This is a genomic window from Vreelandella nanhaiensis, assembly GCF_003990185.1.
Classification (GTDB): Bacteria; Pseudomonadota; Gammaproteobacteria; order Pseudomonadales; family Halomonadaceae; genus Vreelandella; species Vreelandella nanhaiensis.
In genome coordinates this window covers 310,620-325,516 of the sequence record NZ_RZHF01000016.1, presented here as the reverse complement: position 1 = coordinate 325,516, position 14,897 = coordinate 310,620, and the positions used below count along the sequence as shown (strand labels likewise).

The following is a 14,897-nucleotide window of genomic DNA, read 5'->3' as shown; positions in this document are numbered from 1 at the left end:
CACGTCAGCATGATGTACATTGCCCGTTACGCCTGACGACCATAGCGAGCGTGAACCACCTGATCCCTTGCCGAACTCAGTAGTGAAACCGCTTAGCGCCGATGGTAGTGTGGGGTCTCCCCATGCGAGAGTAGGTCATCGTCAGGCACTTATTATGAAAAGCCCCGAGCACAATGTGTTCGGGGCTTTTTGCTGTGTGTGGAAAGTGATTAAGAAAAGAAGGGGGCTCAGGCGAGACTCCTAAAGAGCGTTGGCCTTCGGCAGGCACTAACTGCGAGTAAACGTGTTTGGTTTTTTGTTTGGACGAAACAAACTAAATAGCGCTGGATAAATGCTATGATGCGCCCCCAATGAGTACATTAGGCGACTTTCGCTTAATGTGTTGGGTGCAAATGAGGTGAAATGGTGAGTGAAACGGTACCTACATCGTGGCTAGTCTACTGCCGTCCGGGCTTTGAGAATGATGCGCTGGCAGAAATGCAGCATCATGCCAAGCGCCACGATGTGCCCTGCGAACCCGCTTATGGGGAAGGGTGGGTAAGCCTTACGCGAAGAGACGATGAACCCGTTAATGACCTACATCGCCAAGCGGCGTTCAATAAGCTGATTTTTGCTCGTCAAAGTCTCGCTGCCTTGCCTGCGCTTATCCTGTCGAGAGATGATCGTCTTACTGCGATTCTTGAGCAAATAAAGGCAAGCCGTTGGAGCTTTGAAGAAATCTGGCATGAGATGCCCGACACCAATGATGGCAAAGCATTGACCGGACTGATTAAAGCACTTACCAAACCGCTGCAAAGCATGTTGAAAAAACGTGGCGCGCTACGGGGCAAGGCCGGTGCGCGGCGGTTGCATATCTTCTGGACAGATGGTGATCGTGTTCAACTAGGGATGAGCTTCCCTGGTAACCGTAGTGAATTACTGAACGGGATTCGCCGGTTGCGCTTTCCCTCGCGTGCGCCGAGCCGTTCGACTCTTAAGCTGGAAGAAGCATGGCATGAGTTTATTCCTCGTGAAGAGTGGGATGAGCGTCTGAGTGCCCATATGCAGGCGGCAGATCTGGGAGCGGCACCTGGCGGCTGGACATGGCAGCTGGTACAGCGTGGCATGTATGTATACGCCATCGATAATGGGCCGATGGACAAACAGCTGATGTTGACCGGCCAGATTGATCATCTGAAGGAAGATGGATTTACTTGGGAGCCACCACAACGGCTGGATTGGCTAGTGTGCGATATCGTTGACAAGCCTATTCGGGTTTTGGCGATGGTAGAGCGCTGGTTAACCCGTAAATGGTGCCGGGAAGCTATTTTTAACCTGAAGCTGCCCATGAAAAAACGTTGGGATGAAGTAACTCGATGCTTAACGAGCCTGGAAGATACGCTTGAAAATGCTGGCGTGCGCGCCAAAATAACTTGCCGGCATCTTTATCATGACCGGGAAGAAGTGACCGTACACGTTAGATTGGCACACTAAAAGATTAGTAGCCTGCTTCGTAGATGTGGATGGTTTCGTCTTCTGTTAATAATGGTGAGATGCGTTGCATAGCAGTGGCACGTGCCTCACTGGCGTGCCACTCTTTCCAGGCGCGTAAGTCGCGCCATTTGGTAATCATCAAGCGACGATCGGTATGCCCGAGCCGTACGAGAGTTTCGCCACCAATGAAGCCTCTGATGCCTAAAGAAATACGCATCGCTTCGCGTGCGGCAAGTTCATACTCATCTTCAAGGCCAGGCATAATACGTCGTTCGATGATAACTTTAATCATGCTATCTTTTTCCTAAATCGAGAATATGAATGGCTGACACTACTGATGCCTTACCTCACCACGATACTCTGCTGGACACGAGTGGACTGTATTGCCCTGAGCCCATCATGCTGATGCATAACAAAGTACGTGATATGCGCTCTGGTCAGGTTCTCAAAGTCATCGCAACAGATCCTGCAACTACCCGCGATGTGCCTAAATTTTGCCAATTCCTAGGTCATGAGCTTGTTCAGCAGAGCGAGTCAGCCAACAGTTACGTTTACTTTATACGCTTAGCATAATGTTGTGGAGTCTGCGTGTGGCCAGAGTCGACTAATAGAGCATAGCCTCACGCAGGTTTCATCCAGGTAAGCCAAGCCTGCATGAGCTAGTAACTCATTCGCTGGGGACCACCATCATGGCGAGCGCCTCCAGGGTGGCAGGATCTTCTTCCAGAATACGGTTGGCGATGTGGCGCTGAAAGAAATATATGCTTTTGTGAAAGGCGCGAGCGCTATAAAGACATTTGTCACCAAGTAGGATTGGCGACATAGTGGCTTTTTCCTCATCAGCTAGCAGGGCATCAATCGAGCCATCGCTGTATAGACGCCACCCGTATACCGGTTTCATTTTCCAGGGGGCGTTGGGATGGTTCATGCAGAGTGCGTGTGTACCCAGTGTATCGGGAAGTTGCTGAATAAGTGTTACTTCGCCACACGCTTCGTACTCGAAGTAATCGGCGGCGGCGGTTAGCTCATAGTATTTATGATCAGGCGGCGTGTCGAAAATTTCTTCCGTTTCCGGGTCGCGATAGCCAATAAAATAGCCATTATCCTGGCTATTTACATCATGACAGGCGGTCAGGGTTTCCATCCACGGTACCAGCCCAACAATATTACCGTCTTCTCGTAACCCCCAGGCCAGAATAGGCATACCGTAATAAATATCGGGGCTCGCAGCGAGCCGGTACACCATTTCCAATCCGTCTAGCTCGGGGGCTAAACGAATCAAGTGTTTTTGCGCCTGCTGACGCTGACGCATGGCATCCAGGTCGATGACCTGGGCAGAGCGGGGTGACTGGGATGTGCCCATGATGTCCCTCCTTGTGCTGCGTGGTCATGACATTGGCAAATAGTGAATAATGCCTGCTGCATAGTTCACCAATAGCACAGGTTGCCCGTAAGGTTAAGAGGTTAGCGAATTTTTAATTGCCTGCACACGCTGGGTGCTCTTTCCTCAGTGCTTCATGAGTTGCCTTAGCTTCAAGAAATTGCTGCCAGGGGGCCTGTTTACTATCAAGTGAAAGCCAGTGCGCTTGATAAATGCGAACTGCTTCGGGTGGCTCGACAGGTTGGCTTGTAATTAGCCCGTTTATGGCCGTTAGCCACTCCCGTGCGCTATGTTCGAAGTCATCAAGCTGGCTGATATTCCAGGCAGATAGGCAAGTTTCAGCTGCAGACTCATGGGCGGCCAGGTAATCGCTGGCTTCATTCAGACGTTGGGTAGCCAACTGTAAGGTGCGCAGGATCTCAGCGGTTAGCGGGCGTTTGTGTAAATTTTTAAGATGATTTTCCAGGCGGGAAGAGTCCTGTTGCCATGTTTGGCTGAACTGGTTATCTACCATCTGCTGTAAATAATTTACAGCGGCAAGCGGCTGGCCCGTATCAGGAGCGTGACGAATATCCTGAGCGTGGCTTGCTCGAGAAAAGCTTTTGACCCACTCCTCGGAATCAAAAATAGCGTTCCAGCTAACGGCAGGCAGCTGCCCAGTTTTAAGCTGCGTCAGCTGCTCAAGGCGCTCGCGGTTTTCAGGGCTTAGGGTATCCGGAATGTCGCTATTCCAACAGGCATCCAAACGCTGCCACAGCTCGCGTTCATAAAGCCAGTGCTGACTGGGTGGGGCAACGCGGCCCAGTTGATTATTGCGCGCGGCAACTAGGGAGGTGATCTGACATTCGCGCAGCGCATAGATGTTGAGCATGCCATCGCGTGTCTCTGCCACAGGGATAAGTCTTTCACGCTGCTCCGGGAACGCGCCGATATTGTCGATGTCGGCGCGTTCAATTGGCGATGAGGAGAAGTCTTCTGCCAGCTGTTGGTGATACGTAATCCAGGGCTGTTCGGCGTTATTTCTCCGGCAGCCAGCTAACAGCAAGCTTGTACTGAGCGTAAGTAAACCCAGCACCCTCATTGCGTAAGGCATTTGTTACTCCTGTCGGCTAATCCATTTTAAACGCCAGCCGAGTAGAAGCGTTGCAGTGCTTAACCCAGCAATCAGGCCGATCCAGTACCCGTGAACCCCCAGTGGTTCAGACATACCGTTGATGCCATGAGTGCCCAGCCAGTGGCCGCCGCCCAGGCCCACGATCCAGTAGGAAAGTACGGTAATAACCATTACGATACGGGTATCCTTATAGCCTCGTAGCGCGCCGGCCAGGTTTACCTGAAGCGAATCAGACAGCTGGAAGATAACTGCCAGAGCAATAATTGAAAGGGTCAGCGCCTGTATCTCAGCGTTCGAGGTATAGAGAGCAATCACTGGCTTGGCGGTTAGCCACAAAAAGAGACTGTTAAAAGCCGCAATGAGTATGCTCACCACGATGCCATTCCAGGCGACTTGCCGAGCCAGCGATAAACGGTGCTGACCCAGGGTATTACCTACGCGTACCGTTAGCGCCATGCTTAATGAAAGTGGCAGCATAAACAGAATAGAGGTATAGCTTAACGCGATTTGGTGAGCACCTACGGTTACCTCTCCTAAGCTTGCGATAAACAGGGCGATTAAGGTGAAAAGGGTGACCTCAACAAAAATCGCTACGCCAATCGGCATGCCCACTACTATAAGCTCTTTAATACCCGAAAGCTGAGGCGGCGTTAACCGCTCCCATAACGACACACCTTGGTAGGCACGGCCCCTGCGAGTGTAGAACATCATGGCGAGGGTCATTGTCCACATAGAAATAGCGGTTGCGATACCGCAGCCGAATGCTCCTAGGGCAGGCAATTGCAGTAAACTCTCAGGAACGCCGCCGCCAAACAGGTTCACTAGGCCGTCACCGCCATAGATAAGCAGATAGTTAGCCGGGATGTTAACAGCCAAACCGATCAGGCTGATCCAGAGCGACGGCCGCGTGTGATTCATGCCATCGGAAAACGCACGCAGTGCCTGAAAGAGGGCGATGCCCGGCATGCCAAAAGCTACAGCTGAAAGATAAGCGACGGATTCCTGAGCAACCTGGGCGGGCACTTCCATCCATTCAAAGATGGGCATGACGCTGGTTCTAAGCAGTATCGCTGCGATGATGCCGAGCACTAAGGCAACCCATAGCCCCTGATGTACGGCCGGGCGAATGGCGCCATGGCGCTTGCCCCCAAGAAGGTGAGCAACGATGGGGGTAAGGCCCATTAACGTGCCGGTTATAAACAGCATCAAGGGCATCCATAAACTGGCGCCAACGGATACCGCCGCTAATGAAGTGGCGTTGTAGCGTCCTGTCATCATGACATCGACAACGCTCATGCCCGCTTGAGCGAGTTGCGCCCCACAAATAGGCAGCGCCAGTAAAATTAAAGCGCGGGTTTCGGGCCAATAAGTGGTCTTGATGTCGTTCGCAAAGCCGGCCAAGGAAAGGCTCTCCATGAGTAAAATGATTAATAAATGCCAATAGATTAACAGTGCTCGCTGGATTTTACCGGTTACACTTCAGCCTGCTTGGGCTGGGCCGCTATACTAGGCAAAATGAGCTTAAATAACGAGGATATTGTGACCTACGCACATGACCGCTGGTCGCTTGAGGATATCATTGCGCTTTTTGATGGTGTGTTTGCGCCGCATTACCAAACCCGGTTGGTGCGCGGTGGTAATGAGCCGCTTTACCGACCTGCCAGCGCAGAAACCCCTTATCATCAGATCATCTTTGCCCGCGGCTTTTATGCCAGTGCGCTGCATGAAATCAGCCACTGGTGCATTGCTGGTGCCCGGCGGCGCCAACTGGAAGATTATGGTTACTGGTATCTTCCCGATGGTCGCAATGCCGAGGAACAGAGTGCTTTTGAGCAAGCAGAAATTGCCCCGCAGGCGTTGGAATCACTATTTGCCGGCGCGTGTGGGCGTATCTTTCATGTGAGCGTGGATAACCTGGGTGGCGATGTTGAAGTGAATCGTGAAGCATTTGCTGAAAAGGTAGAAGCCCGCAAGCAGCGCTATCTGCAGGAAGGGCTGCCCACGCGCGCCAACGCCCTTTACGTAGCGTTGACGTCGTTTTATCAGCGAAAAGAGCCACTAGCCGATGCGATCGCCCAAGGCCGGGCAGTTTTGGAGCAAGCGTCTGCGGCCGTTAATGTTTAATCCGTATCGGTCAAACGTTGGTGCAAGGAGAGCATGACTTCAAGCTCATGCTCTGGGCGCATGGGTTCCAGGCCCAGTTCGCTGAAAGTCTCACGCCGTTGGCGGTGCCATTCACTAGGGGTGATAGAAGGGTAGAGTACCGACGCCGGGGCCAGCTCTACGAAGGGGTCCAACCCGTAGGTATCAAACAGACGCGCCAGCGCCGCCTCGTCCTCACCATTATCGCTGGTGTACAGGGTGGCGGAGAAATAGTCGTTTTCCAGCTCGCGAATCACTTCAAGCGGGCTAACGCCCAAGCTCTCAAGCTCCTCAATACTGTATGCACCCATGGCATTGGTATCTTCCTTGATCCAGCTATCGTCCGGCTGGATCAAGGTTTCCTTAACGCGCCCATCGGGCAGTGACCAAGCAATGGCAAGAGGAAGGCCATCGTCCTCGCCCGTTTCAATGGCAATAAATCCTGGATAATCGGCCACGCTCGTACTCCTTTCAAGATTCGGTGGGCAGACGGAAAAAACGCTGCGCTGTTCGTGTCGTGGCGCTGCCTAGTTTAGCTTCGCTGATGCCGCGCCACTGGGCAATTTCTTTTACGATCCACGGCAGAAGCGCTGGCTCATGGCGGCGTCCCTTTAGCTTAGCTGGCAGGTTGCGTGGCAGCAGGTAAGGACAGTCAGTTTCCACCATCAACCGCTCCAGCGGAATATCGTTAACCAGTGGACGCAAGTGGTGGCCACGGCGCTCGTCGCAAATCCACCCGGTCAGGCCAATATGCATATCCAGATCAAGATAGCCGTGCAGCGTATCGCGGTCAGCGGTAAAGCAGTGGATGACCGCGTCACGAATGTCATCACGCCAGGCGGTAAGTATTTCACGCATTCGCACGCCTGCATCGCGCTCGTGTAAAAAAAGCGGTAGGCCGCTTTCCACGGCCAGCGCCAGCTGAGCTTCAAACGCATGCTCTTGCTCGGCTGGCGTGGAAAAGTTGCGGTTGAAATCCAGCCCGCATTCGCCCACGGCAACGACCTGGGGTAACGCATGCAGAGCCTTCATTTTGTGCGCTAACTCTACACTCCAGCCGCTGGCGTCATGGGGGTGAACGCCCGCTGTGGCATACACGCTAGGGTACTGCTTGGCCAACTCAACGGCCTGTTCGGCATGGGCAAGGTCAGTACCCGTGACAATAAGGGTATTCACTTTTGCCGCCTGGGCGCGAGCAATAACATCCTCTAGGTCACGGTCAAAGCTCTCGTGAGTCAGGTTGGCGCCAATGTCCACCAGCGGCGAGGCCGAATGAAACTGAAGCGCTTTAGGTAAAACGTTATCAGCAGTTGATGAAGCCAAACAACACCCCCTTTATCGGAATGGCAAAACGCTATTGTACCGCCAAGCGCAAGCAGCTACTAACAAGCGGTGTGGATGTGAAAGGAACACGCGCGTAGTGGGCGCATGCGTTACACTGTGCGCCTCACGATTAAGGAGGACACCGCGTGACCCTGTTACGACTCGAACAGCTGCAACTCGCCTACGGCACCCATGTACTGCTCAATCGCGCCGACCTGACAGTTGAAAAAGGCGAGCGGCTGGCGCTGGTCGGGCGCAACGGCACCGGCAAGTCCACCCTGCTGAAACTGGTAGCTGGTGACATTCTGCCCGATGACGGCTCTATCTGGCGTGCGCCAGGCCTGAAAATAGGTGTACTGGCGCAGGAACTGCCTGAGTCATCAGGCATGACCATTTTCGATATGGTAGCCCAGGGGCTGCCGGAAGCGGGCGAGCTGCTCTCCGAGTACGATCATCTTATCAATGATCCCGATCCTGATATGGATCGCATGGCGACCCTGCAAACGCGCCTGGAAGCCATTGATGGCTGGTCGTTCCATCAGCGTATCGACACGGTGCTTACCCGCCTGGGCTTGCCGCCCGCCGCTGAAATGAGTTCGCTCTCCGGTGGTTGGCGCCGTCGTGTGGCGCTGGCCCGTGCGTTGGTCTCTGAGCCCGATTTGTTACTGCTGGATGAGCCGACCAACCACCTGGACTTAGACACGATTGCCTGGCTTGAAGAGCAGCTGCTGGCGTTTAACGGCGCGGTGCTGCTGATTACCCACGACCGGGCATTTCTATCCAAGTTGGCGACTAATATCCTAGAGCTGGATCGCGGTCAGCTGGGTCGCTATCCCGGCAAGTACGAAGAGTATCAGGCCCGCAAGCAGCATGAGCTGGAAGTCGAAGCGCGGGAGAACGCCGAGTTCGACAAAAAGCTTGCTCAGGAAGAGGCCTGGATTCGCCAAGGCGTCAAGGCGCGGCGTACCCGTAATGAGGGCCGCGTTCGTGCGCTTGAAGCCATGCGCAATGAGCGCAGCCAGCGTCGCGAGCGCCAGGGCACGGCTAACCTGACGGTGGATCGCGGTGAGCGCACCGGCAAGCGGGTTGTTGAGCTCAAAGGCGTTACCCAGAGGTTTGGCAACGACGTGATCCTGCGCAACATAAACCTTGAAGTAATGCGTGGTGATCGTATTGGCTTCCTGGGCCGCAACGGGGCGGGCAAGACAACGTTACTCAAAATTCTGCTTGGCGAACTTGAGCCTACCGAAGGTAGCGTACAGCTGGGGACCAACCTTAAAGTGGCCTATTTTGACCAGCTGCGTGCCGGGCTTGAGCTGGAAAAAACCGTTTATGACAACGTGGCCCAGGGCAGTGATCGGGTAAGCGTTGGCGGCAAGGACCGCCATGTGATGAGCTACCTGCAAGACTTCCTGTTTACCCCTGAACGTGTGCGTCAGCCGGTAAAAGCGCTCTCGGGTGGAGAATCCAATCGCCTACTGTTGGCCAAACTGTTTACCCAGCCTGCCAACGTGTTGGTGCTCGATGAGCCCACCAACGATCTGGATATGGAAACCCTGGAGCTGCTTGAAGAGCTGTTGCTCGACTTTGACGGCACGCTGCTGTTGGTTTCTCACGACCGAACCTTTATGGATAACGTGGTCACCAGCATGTTGGCCTTTGAAGGTGAAGGGCGAGTGCGGGAATATGTGGGCGGCTATACCGACTGGATTCGTCAAGGGGGTACGCTCCCTCCTGCACCTTGGGAAGGGGCGGCAAGGCAGAAAACCGAACCCACTTCGCAGGCGCCCAAGCAGGTAGCCGAAACACCGGCTGCCATGCCAGTTAAAAAGACGGCCAAGCTGTCTTATAAATTGCAGCGCGAGCTGGATGCATTGCCCGGTGAGATTGAGCGTCTGGAAAGCGAAGTGGAGGCACTTGAGCAGGAAATTGGTGATCCGGCTTTTTATCAGCAAGATGCCTCCACAGTAACGGCCAGGTTGCAGGTATTGGAGGGTATTCAACAAACGCTGGAAGCCACCATGGAACGCTGGATGGAACTTGAAGCTATGGCCGCTGGCGACTAACCGCTAGATGAAAACAAGGCGCCTGATGGCGCCTTGTTTGTAGAGACTAGAGAGGCGTTTGATGGTTACTCGACGCTTTTTTCGCCTTTATTACCTACCCGAACTGCTAGCACGTCGCACTGGGCGCCATGTAATACACCGGTGGAAGTAGAGCCCAAAAGCAGGGCGAACCCATGGCGGCCATGCGAGCCCACCACGATTAAATCAACGTTATGCTCACTGGCAAAGCGATGAATTTCAGTATCGGGCATGCCGACCACAACGTGCTGGTCTGCAAGAGGGATATGCGGCGCTGCAATTTCGGCCAAACGCGACTTGGCATGATCATCCAGTTGGTCTTGGATGCTGGTAAGGTCCATCGGAATATCACCGCCGTAAGCGAACCCCAGCGGCTCAAGGGTATGCATGATGGAAATCTTGGCGCCGTTATTGCGCTCGGCAATGGCAATCGCGCGTTCTAGAACCTTGTGTGAGTCTTTGGTGAGGTCTACGGCGACCAGAATATGGTGGTAGCTCATGACATGTCTCCTAAGCAGTGAGTAACAAGAGAAACTTCTTGTTTAATAATTATTACTTTAGGTGGCGTATCTTGTCTTCACAACGATCTACGTCATGGTTTTACGTATTACCCATTTAGTGTGGCTTAAGTGAGGTTGAACTAGCAATGGAATGGTTAATTATCGGCTTTGTCTTGATGTTCGTCGTGGCGCCGGTCATGTGGCTCAAGCCCAGCCCACGCCAGAAGCGTCAAGGGGCTTTGCGCGCCAGAGCTGCCAGTGAAGGTGCAAACGTGAAGCTTGAAAAGCCTCCGCTGCATCATTTCAAGGGCACCATGCCGGCCTACCGGTGGCATTATCCCCAAGAAGCGCCAGGCCCAGATTTCCTGTTAGTGCGTGATAGCTATGCAAGCAGTGCGTTAGAAACCTACTGTGCCGGCTGGCGCTGGCGCATTGCACCGCTTAGGCCACTGCCCGAGTCAGCTGCAAAAATCCTGCAGGAGCTTTTGGAGCGACTGCCTCAGGATGCGCTGGTGGTAGAGTCAACACCAACCGGGTTGACGTTATGGTGGTGGGAGTCGCAAACGGCTGAGCGCTTCAGCGTCTACGCAGCAGCTTTCAATCAACTGCGTAGCACGCTGGGTGGGTTAGCTGATCAATCGATCAAAACATCGATTAGCTCGATGAAAGGTGACCTCTTGCCACCCAATCAGGCAGATGAGCGTTAAATCGTTCTCAAGCCAGCCGGTTATTCAACCGGCGTTTCCTGGTCCCGGGCTTGAATGGCAAGCCCATTGGATTCAATCAAGGATAGCCATTCGTCCAACTGCTCAATATTTTCAGGACTGAGTCCTGCAAACATCTCGGCACGTGCTTCTTGGGCAACGTTATCAATTTCTTCCAGAAGCGGCATGGCCGCAGGCGTCAGGTAAATACGCTTGCTGCGGCGGTCGTTATCGCAGGCGCGACGCTCAACCAAGCCCTGTTCTTCAAGCTGGCCGAGCGTGCGCACAAGCGAAGGCGCTTCTACACCAATCACTCGGGCCAGGTCGCACTGCGGATGACCTTCGCCCAGACGCCAGATGTGATAAAGCGTAACCCAGCGGGTTTGAGTAAGCCCCAGTGGGGCCAGTCTTCGGTCCAGAATTGAGCGCCACAAATGCGGCAGGCGTGCTAAACGAAAACCAATCGATGAAGCCATGGGCAACTCGCTGCTAAAAGGGGAAGTACGTGAATTGTCATTAGCTATGGCGTTGATTGCAAGACATAGGGCGCATTAGTCGCGCTCTTGTTCATCAGTGCTGTTACGGCCATCCGGCACAAAACGACGTAAATCGATCCCGCTTAGCCCGCTGGGGCGAATGGTGCTATCGGCTATTGTGGCTTTTTGCGGGTCTTCCGATACCGTAAAGCGAATAAGCCCCAGACGTTGGCCGCTATCGGTCATAATATCCACGTGCCAATCCCCGGTAGGGTCATCAGGGAAGTTAAGCTTATGACTCCAAGCCCGGTAACCCTGCTCACGCCCACCACTGATGTCCAGCTTGATGGTATCCATCGGCTGCCCATTATGCCGCCATGCATGGTAGATGGTTTCACTCAACCCACGCGGGGCGCGAATCGCGGTATACACATAAAGGCCGTTTTCGCGAATGGCTTGCGGGGTTAGCGCAATGGCCCCTTGTGGCTCTCGCTGTTGAATATTAAGCGAAGGTGAAAGTGCAGTACTCGTCATCCATAGGCTTGCCGGTGGCACCCAGATGCGGCCTAGCCAGGCTGCATAGGCCAGCATCAAGGTTAAGCCTAAAAAGAGACACCAGCGCTTTAACGAGCGGCGTTTCAGCAAGTGCCAGAAGCTGGGCGTTGCCACGAGCACCATTGTTGCCATGGCCAGAAACAGGCTTTGCCCGGTGGTCAGGTGCAGCATGATGGGCAGCGTCACCAGAACCACTAAAAACACACACAGCGCATGGAAGGCGAAATAGAGGCTGCGCCACCTTCCTGCTACCTTGTAATAGAGCGGGTCAATAATGGATAACAGAGCCATGCCAATGACGCACACGGCAAACAGGGTTTGGCCACTGTTCCACACCGTGGTAATCAAAATAAAGGGCAGGGTAAAAAAAAGCGTCTCCTGGTGAATCATCTGGGCAATGAAGGTTGTGATGCCTCTCGAAAGAGTGGGGTGGCCGCGCTGTGCTAACCAGCGGCCTATTAAACTCTCAGAGAGTAACAAAACCCAGGTAAACAGAAGCCCCAGCGCCAATGCTGCACCTAGCCACTGCTGACGATCCACCAGAAAAAAGCTGCCCACTCCGGCGGCAAACGCCATGGGGGGCCAAAGCCAGCTCCAAGGCTTGAGTCGTTCAACCCAGCGTTCGACAAACTGTTGAATAGCCTTGACGCGCGAAGGTGTCAGCAGTGCACCCATAAATTACTACTCGTGAATAAAAAAGACATGATCCTAGGGTTTTTTATAAATGTCGACGGCCGTGAGGCAATCGTCCTAAAGGATGCTTAATCAAAGGGGGTTAGGCGTATTGGGGTAGCCATGGGCGTGTAAGGATTAGCCAAAAGTCAGGGGTTGACGTTGTTCAACAACTCAACCAAGCTTACGTTATCAAACGACCGTATGAAATGTCGGCGAGCCTGCTTAAGGTCTGATGACAGGGGCGCCAGTCCAAACTTGTGGAGAGAGCACGGATGATCTATCAAGGCAACGCCATCACGGTGGAGCGTCGTGACACCCTGGGTGGCCATCACATCGCACGGCTCACTTTTGATTTAAAGGGTGAGTCTGTCAATAAGCTGTCCAGCGCTGTTGTCACTGAGCTAGGAGAGGCGGTCGGCGCTCTCCAGGCAGAAAATGATCTGCAAGGCCTGGTCATTGGCAGTGGCAAAGACGCCTTTATCGTTGGCGCTGATATCACCGAATTTCACAGCCTGTTCACAAAAGGCGAAGCGTACCTGGAAGAGATGAACCTCAAGGTACACGATATTTTCAATGCAATCGAAGATCTTCCTTTCCCGACTGTCTCGGCCATTAACGGCCTGGCGCTGGGTGGCGGGTGCGAAGTGCTGCTGACCACCGATTTTCGCGTAATGAGCGAAAAGGCCAAAATTGGCCTGCCAGAAACCAAGCTGGGCATTCTGCCGGGTTGGGGCGGCTGCGTGCGCTTGCCGCGGTTAATCGGCGCTGACAATGCGGTTGAGTGGATTGCCGGTGGTACTGAAAACCGTGCAGATGCGGCCCTGAAGGTCGGCGCCGTGGATGCTGTTGTTAGCGCCGAACAGCTTGATGAGGCGACGCTGGATATTCTGGATCGCGCCAATAACGGAGAGCTTGATTACCAGGCGCGCCGTGCAGAGAAAAAAGGCCCGCTTAAGCTCAACGCGATCGAGCAGATGATGGCGTTTGAAACGGCAAAAGGATATGTCGCCGGTAAGGCCGGGCCGCACTATCCCGCGCCGATCGAAGCCATCAAGGTTATTCAAAAAGGCGCAGGTGAAGAGCGTGGCCGCGCCCAGGCTATCGAAGCGAAAGCGTTCGCCAAGCTTGCGTTAAGCAGCGTAGCCTTTAACCTGGTCGGCCTGTTCATGAACGATCAGGTCGTCAAGAAAAAAGCCAGCAAGTACGAAAAACAGGCCCAGCCGGTCAAGCAAACGGCAGTGCTGGGGGCAGGTATCATGGGCGGCGGTATCGCCTACCAAAGCGCCTCCAAAGGTACTCCCATCCTGATGAAAGACATTAAGGATGAGGCCATTGAGCTGGGCTTGAAAGAAGCCCGCAAATTGTTTGCCAAACAGGTCGAGCGCAAAAAGCTTACCAACGAGCAAATGGCTGAAAAACTGACCAACATCCGCCCTACGCTCTCTTATGGTGATTTCGGCAGCGTGGATCTAGTGGTCGAAGCTGTAGTGGAAAATCCCAAGGTGAAAGACGCCGTGCTGACGGAAGTAGAAGGCGCGGTGAGCGAAAATACCATCTTGACTTCAAACACCTCGACTATCTCGATCAATCGTCTAGCCCAAAACCTCAAGCGCCCTGAAAATTTCTGTGGCATGCACTTTTTTAACCCCGTACACCGTATGCCGCTCGTTGAAGTTATTCGCGGTGAAAAAACCTCTGACGCAGCAGTCGCCGCCACGGTCGCCTATGCGCGGGCCATGGGTAAAACACCGATCGTCGTCAACGACTGCCCAGGGTTTTTAGTCAACCGTGTACTGTTCCCCTATTTTGGCGGCTTTAGTTTCCTGGTTGAACAGGGCGCTGACTTCCAGCGCGTTGATAAAGTGATGGAGAAATTTGGCTGGCCGATGGGGCCTGCTTACCTGTTGGATGTGGTCGGCATGGACACCGCGGTTCACGCTAACGACGTAATGGCGGAAGGCTTCCCGAACCGCATGGCGCGTGACGGCAAAACCGCCATTCAGGTGATGTATGAAAACGACCGCCTGGGGCAGAAGAATGACAAGGGCTTCTACGCTTACGAAGAGGATAAAAAGGGTAAGCCTAAGAAGGTCAGCGATGATCAGGCCTATGCACTGATCAAGGAAGTGGCCAAGGAGCAAAAAGAGTTTTCTGACGAAGACATCATTGCCCGCATGATGGTGCCGCTGTGTCTTGAAACGGTACGCTGCCTGGAAGATAACATCGTGGACACACCTGCCGAAGCCGATATGGCGCTGATTTACGGTATTGGCTTCCCACCCTTCCGTGGAGGCGCGCTGCGCTACATTGATGCCATGGGCGTTGCCGAATTCGTCAAGCTGGCGGATAGCCTGGCAGAAGAGCTTGGCCCGCTTTACGCGCCCACCGAGAAGCTGCGCCAGATGGCTCAAAATAACGAACAGTTCTATACCGCCTCTGCCCAGGCCTAAATCACCGCGAACAGGAGCAA

The 14,897-nt window shown here is 53.8% G+C and carries 15 protein-coding genes and 1 rRNA gene; 7 read left to right on the top strand and 9 right to left on the bottom strand.

Features of this window, described 5'->3' with window-relative positions:
• The first annotated feature begins 31 nt into the window (after positions 1-31).
• Positions 32-147: ribosomal RNA gene (gene rrf / locus ELY38_RS13850) — 5S ribosomal RNA — on the top strand.
• A 255-nt stretch (positions 148-402) separates the two neighbouring features.
• Positions 403-1,473 carry a 23S rRNA (cytidine(2498)-2'-O)-methyltransferase RlmM gene (rlmM, locus tag ELY38_RS13845; RefSeq protein WP_127062854.1) on the top strand — a complete coding sequence of 357 codons (1,071 nt, stop codon included), beginning with the start codon at positions 403-405 and terminating at the stop codon, positions 1,471-1,473.
• Positions 1,474-1,477: 4 nt separating this feature from the next.
• Here rlmM and ELY38_RS13840 read toward each other — a convergent pair whose 3' ends face one another.
• On the bottom strand, positions 1,478-1,765 hold the full coding sequence (locus ELY38_RS13840) for an antibiotic biosynthesis monooxygenase family protein (protein WP_127062853.1): 288 nt from the start codon (positions 1,763-1,765) through the stop codon (positions 1,478-1,480).
• Between the two features lie 29 nt (positions 1,766-1,794).
• Between ELY38_RS13840 and tusA the strand changes: the two genes are divergently transcribed.
• Positions 1,795-2,046: a sulfurtransferase TusA gene (tusA, locus tag ELY38_RS13835; RefSeq protein ID WP_127062852.1), complete on the top strand. Its 252-nt coding sequence runs from the start codon at positions 1,795-1,797 to the stop codon at positions 2,044-2,046.
• Positions 2,047-2,140: 94 nt separating this feature from the next.
• Here the strand turns inward: tusA and ELY38_RS13830 are convergent, their stop codons facing one another.
• From ELY38_RS13830 to ELY38_RS13820, 3 genes are all read right to left on the bottom strand, one after another.
• Positions 2,141-2,836, bottom strand: a complete 696-nt coding sequence (locus ELY38_RS13830; RefSeq protein ID WP_127062851.1) for a hypothetical protein — start codon at positions 2,834-2,836, stop codon at positions 2,141-2,143.
• Between the two features lie 112 nt (positions 2,837-2,948).
• Complete coding sequence (locus tag ELY38_RS13825) at positions 2,949-3,947, bottom strand: DUF3080 family protein (protein ID WP_127062850.1); 999 nt, start codon at positions 3,945-3,947, stop codon at positions 2,949-2,951.
• A 3-nt stretch (positions 3,948-3,950) separates the two neighbouring features.
• On the bottom strand, positions 3,951-5,369 hold the full coding sequence (locus ELY38_RS13820) for an MATE family efflux transporter (protein ID WP_127062849.1): 1,419 nt from the start codon (positions 5,367-5,369) through the stop codon (positions 3,951-3,953).
• 114 nt (positions 5,370-5,483) lie between these two features.
• Here ELY38_RS13820 and ELY38_RS13815 point away from each other — a divergent pair, with 114 nt between their 5' ends.
• Complete coding sequence (locus tag ELY38_RS13815; RefSeq protein ID WP_127062848.1) at positions 5,484-6,092, top strand: elongation factor P hydroxylase; 609 nt, start codon at positions 5,484-5,486, stop codon at positions 6,090-6,092.
• Here ELY38_RS13815 and ELY38_RS13810 read toward each other — a convergent pair.
• Complete coding sequence (locus ELY38_RS13810) at positions 6,089-6,568, bottom strand: hypothetical protein (protein WP_127062847.1); 480 nt, start codon at positions 6,566-6,568, stop codon at positions 6,089-6,091. The two genes, ELY38_RS13815 and ELY38_RS13810, sit on opposite strands and share 4 nt — an antisense overlap.
• A 13-nt stretch (positions 6,569-6,581) precedes the next feature.
• Positions 6,582-7,433 (bottom strand): TatD family hydrolase, encoded by an 852-nt coding sequence (locus tag ELY38_RS13805; RefSeq protein ID WP_127062846.1) that lies wholly within the window; start codon positions 7,431-7,433, stop codon positions 6,582-6,584.
• Positions 7,434-7,579: 146 nt separating this feature from the next.
• On the opposite strand from ELY38_RS13805, the gene ELY38_RS13800 reads away from it, so the two are divergent.
• Complete coding sequence (locus ELY38_RS13800; RefSeq protein WP_127062845.1) at positions 7,580-9,499, top strand: ATP-binding cassette domain-containing protein; 1,920 nt, start codon at positions 7,580-7,582, stop codon at positions 9,497-9,499.
• A 65-nt stretch (positions 9,500-9,564) separates the two neighbouring features.
• Here ELY38_RS13800 and ELY38_RS13795 read toward each other — a convergent pair whose 3' ends face one another.
• Complete coding sequence (locus tag ELY38_RS13795) at positions 9,565-10,017, bottom strand: universal stress protein (RefSeq protein WP_127062844.1); 453 nt, start codon at positions 10,015-10,017, stop codon at positions 9,565-9,567.
• Between the two features lie 146 nt (positions 10,018-10,163).
• On the opposite strand from ELY38_RS13795, the gene ELY38_RS13790 reads away from it, so the two are divergent.
• The gene (locus tag ELY38_RS13790) at positions 10,164-10,724 is read left to right on the top strand and encodes a preprotein translocase subunit YajC (RefSeq protein WP_127062843.1); all 561 of its coding nucleotides are present in this window, start codon (positions 10,164-10,166) and stop codon (positions 10,722-10,724) included.
• 20 nt (positions 10,725-10,744) lie between these two features.
• Here the strand turns inward: ELY38_RS13790 and slyA are convergent, their stop codons facing one another.
• On the bottom strand, positions 10,745-11,197 hold the full coding sequence (gene slyA / locus ELY38_RS13785; protein ID WP_127062842.1) for a transcriptional regulator SlyA: 453 nt from the start codon (positions 11,195-11,197) through the stop codon (positions 10,745-10,747).
• Between the two features lie 75 nt (positions 11,198-11,272).
• Positions 11,273-12,427 carry a DUF5924 family protein gene (locus tag ELY38_RS13780; protein WP_127062841.1) on the bottom strand — a complete coding sequence of 385 codons (1,155 nt, stop codon included), beginning with the start codon at positions 12,425-12,427 and terminating at the stop codon, positions 11,273-11,275.
• A gap of 272 nt (positions 12,428-12,699) precedes the next feature.
• On the opposite strand from ELY38_RS13780, the gene fadB reads away from it, so the two are divergent.
• Positions 12,700-14,877 (top strand): fatty acid oxidation complex subunit alpha FadB, encoded by a 2,178-nt coding sequence (gene fadB / locus ELY38_RS13775; protein ID WP_127062840.1) that lies wholly within the window; start codon positions 12,700-12,702, stop codon positions 14,875-14,877.
• Positions 14,878-14,897 lie beyond the last annotated feature (20 nt).

Bases quoted from the DNA above. Each gene is read 5' to 3' on its own strand.
- slyA (WP_127062842.1), bottom strand. From the start codon at position 11,197: ATGGCTTCATCGATTGGTTTTCGTTTAGCACGCCTGCCGCATTTGTGG.
- ELY38_RS13815 (WP_127062848.1), top strand. From the start codon at position 5,484: ATGAGCTTAAATAACGAGGATATTGTGACCTACGCACATGACCGCTGG.
- ELY38_RS13790 (WP_127062843.1), top strand. From the start codon at position 10,164: ATGGAATGGTTAATTATCGGCTTTGTCTTGATGTTCGTCGTGGCGCCG.
- ELY38_RS13795 (WP_127062844.1), bottom strand. From the start codon at position 10,017: ATGAGCTACCACCATATTCTGGTCGCCGTAGACCTCACCAAAGACTCA.
- ELY38_RS13825 (WP_127062850.1), bottom strand. From the start codon at position 3,947: ATGCCTTACGCAATGAGGGTGCTGGGTTTACTTACGCTCAGTACAAGC.
- ELY38_RS13830 (WP_127062851.1), bottom strand. From the start codon at position 2,836: ATGGGCACATCCCAGTCACCCCGCTCTGCCCAGGTCATCGACCTGGAT.
- ELY38_RS13840 (WP_127062853.1), bottom strand. From the start codon at position 1,765: ATGATTAAAGTTATCATCGAACGACGTATTATGCCTGGCCTTGAAGAT.
- rlmM (WP_127062854.1), top strand. From the start codon at position 403: ATGGTGAGTGAAACGGTACCTACATCGTGGCTAGTCTACTGCCGTCCG.
- ELY38_RS13780 (WP_127062841.1), bottom strand. From the start codon at position 12,427: ATGGGTGCACTGCTGACACCTTCGCGCGTCAAGGCTATTCAACAGTTT.
- fadB (WP_127062840.1), top strand. From the start codon at position 12,700: ATGATCTATCAAGGCAACGCCATCACGGTGGAGCGTCGTGACACCCTG.
- tusA (WP_127062852.1), top strand. From the start codon at position 1,795: ATGGCTGACACTACTGATGCCTTACCTCACCACGATACTCTGCTGGAC.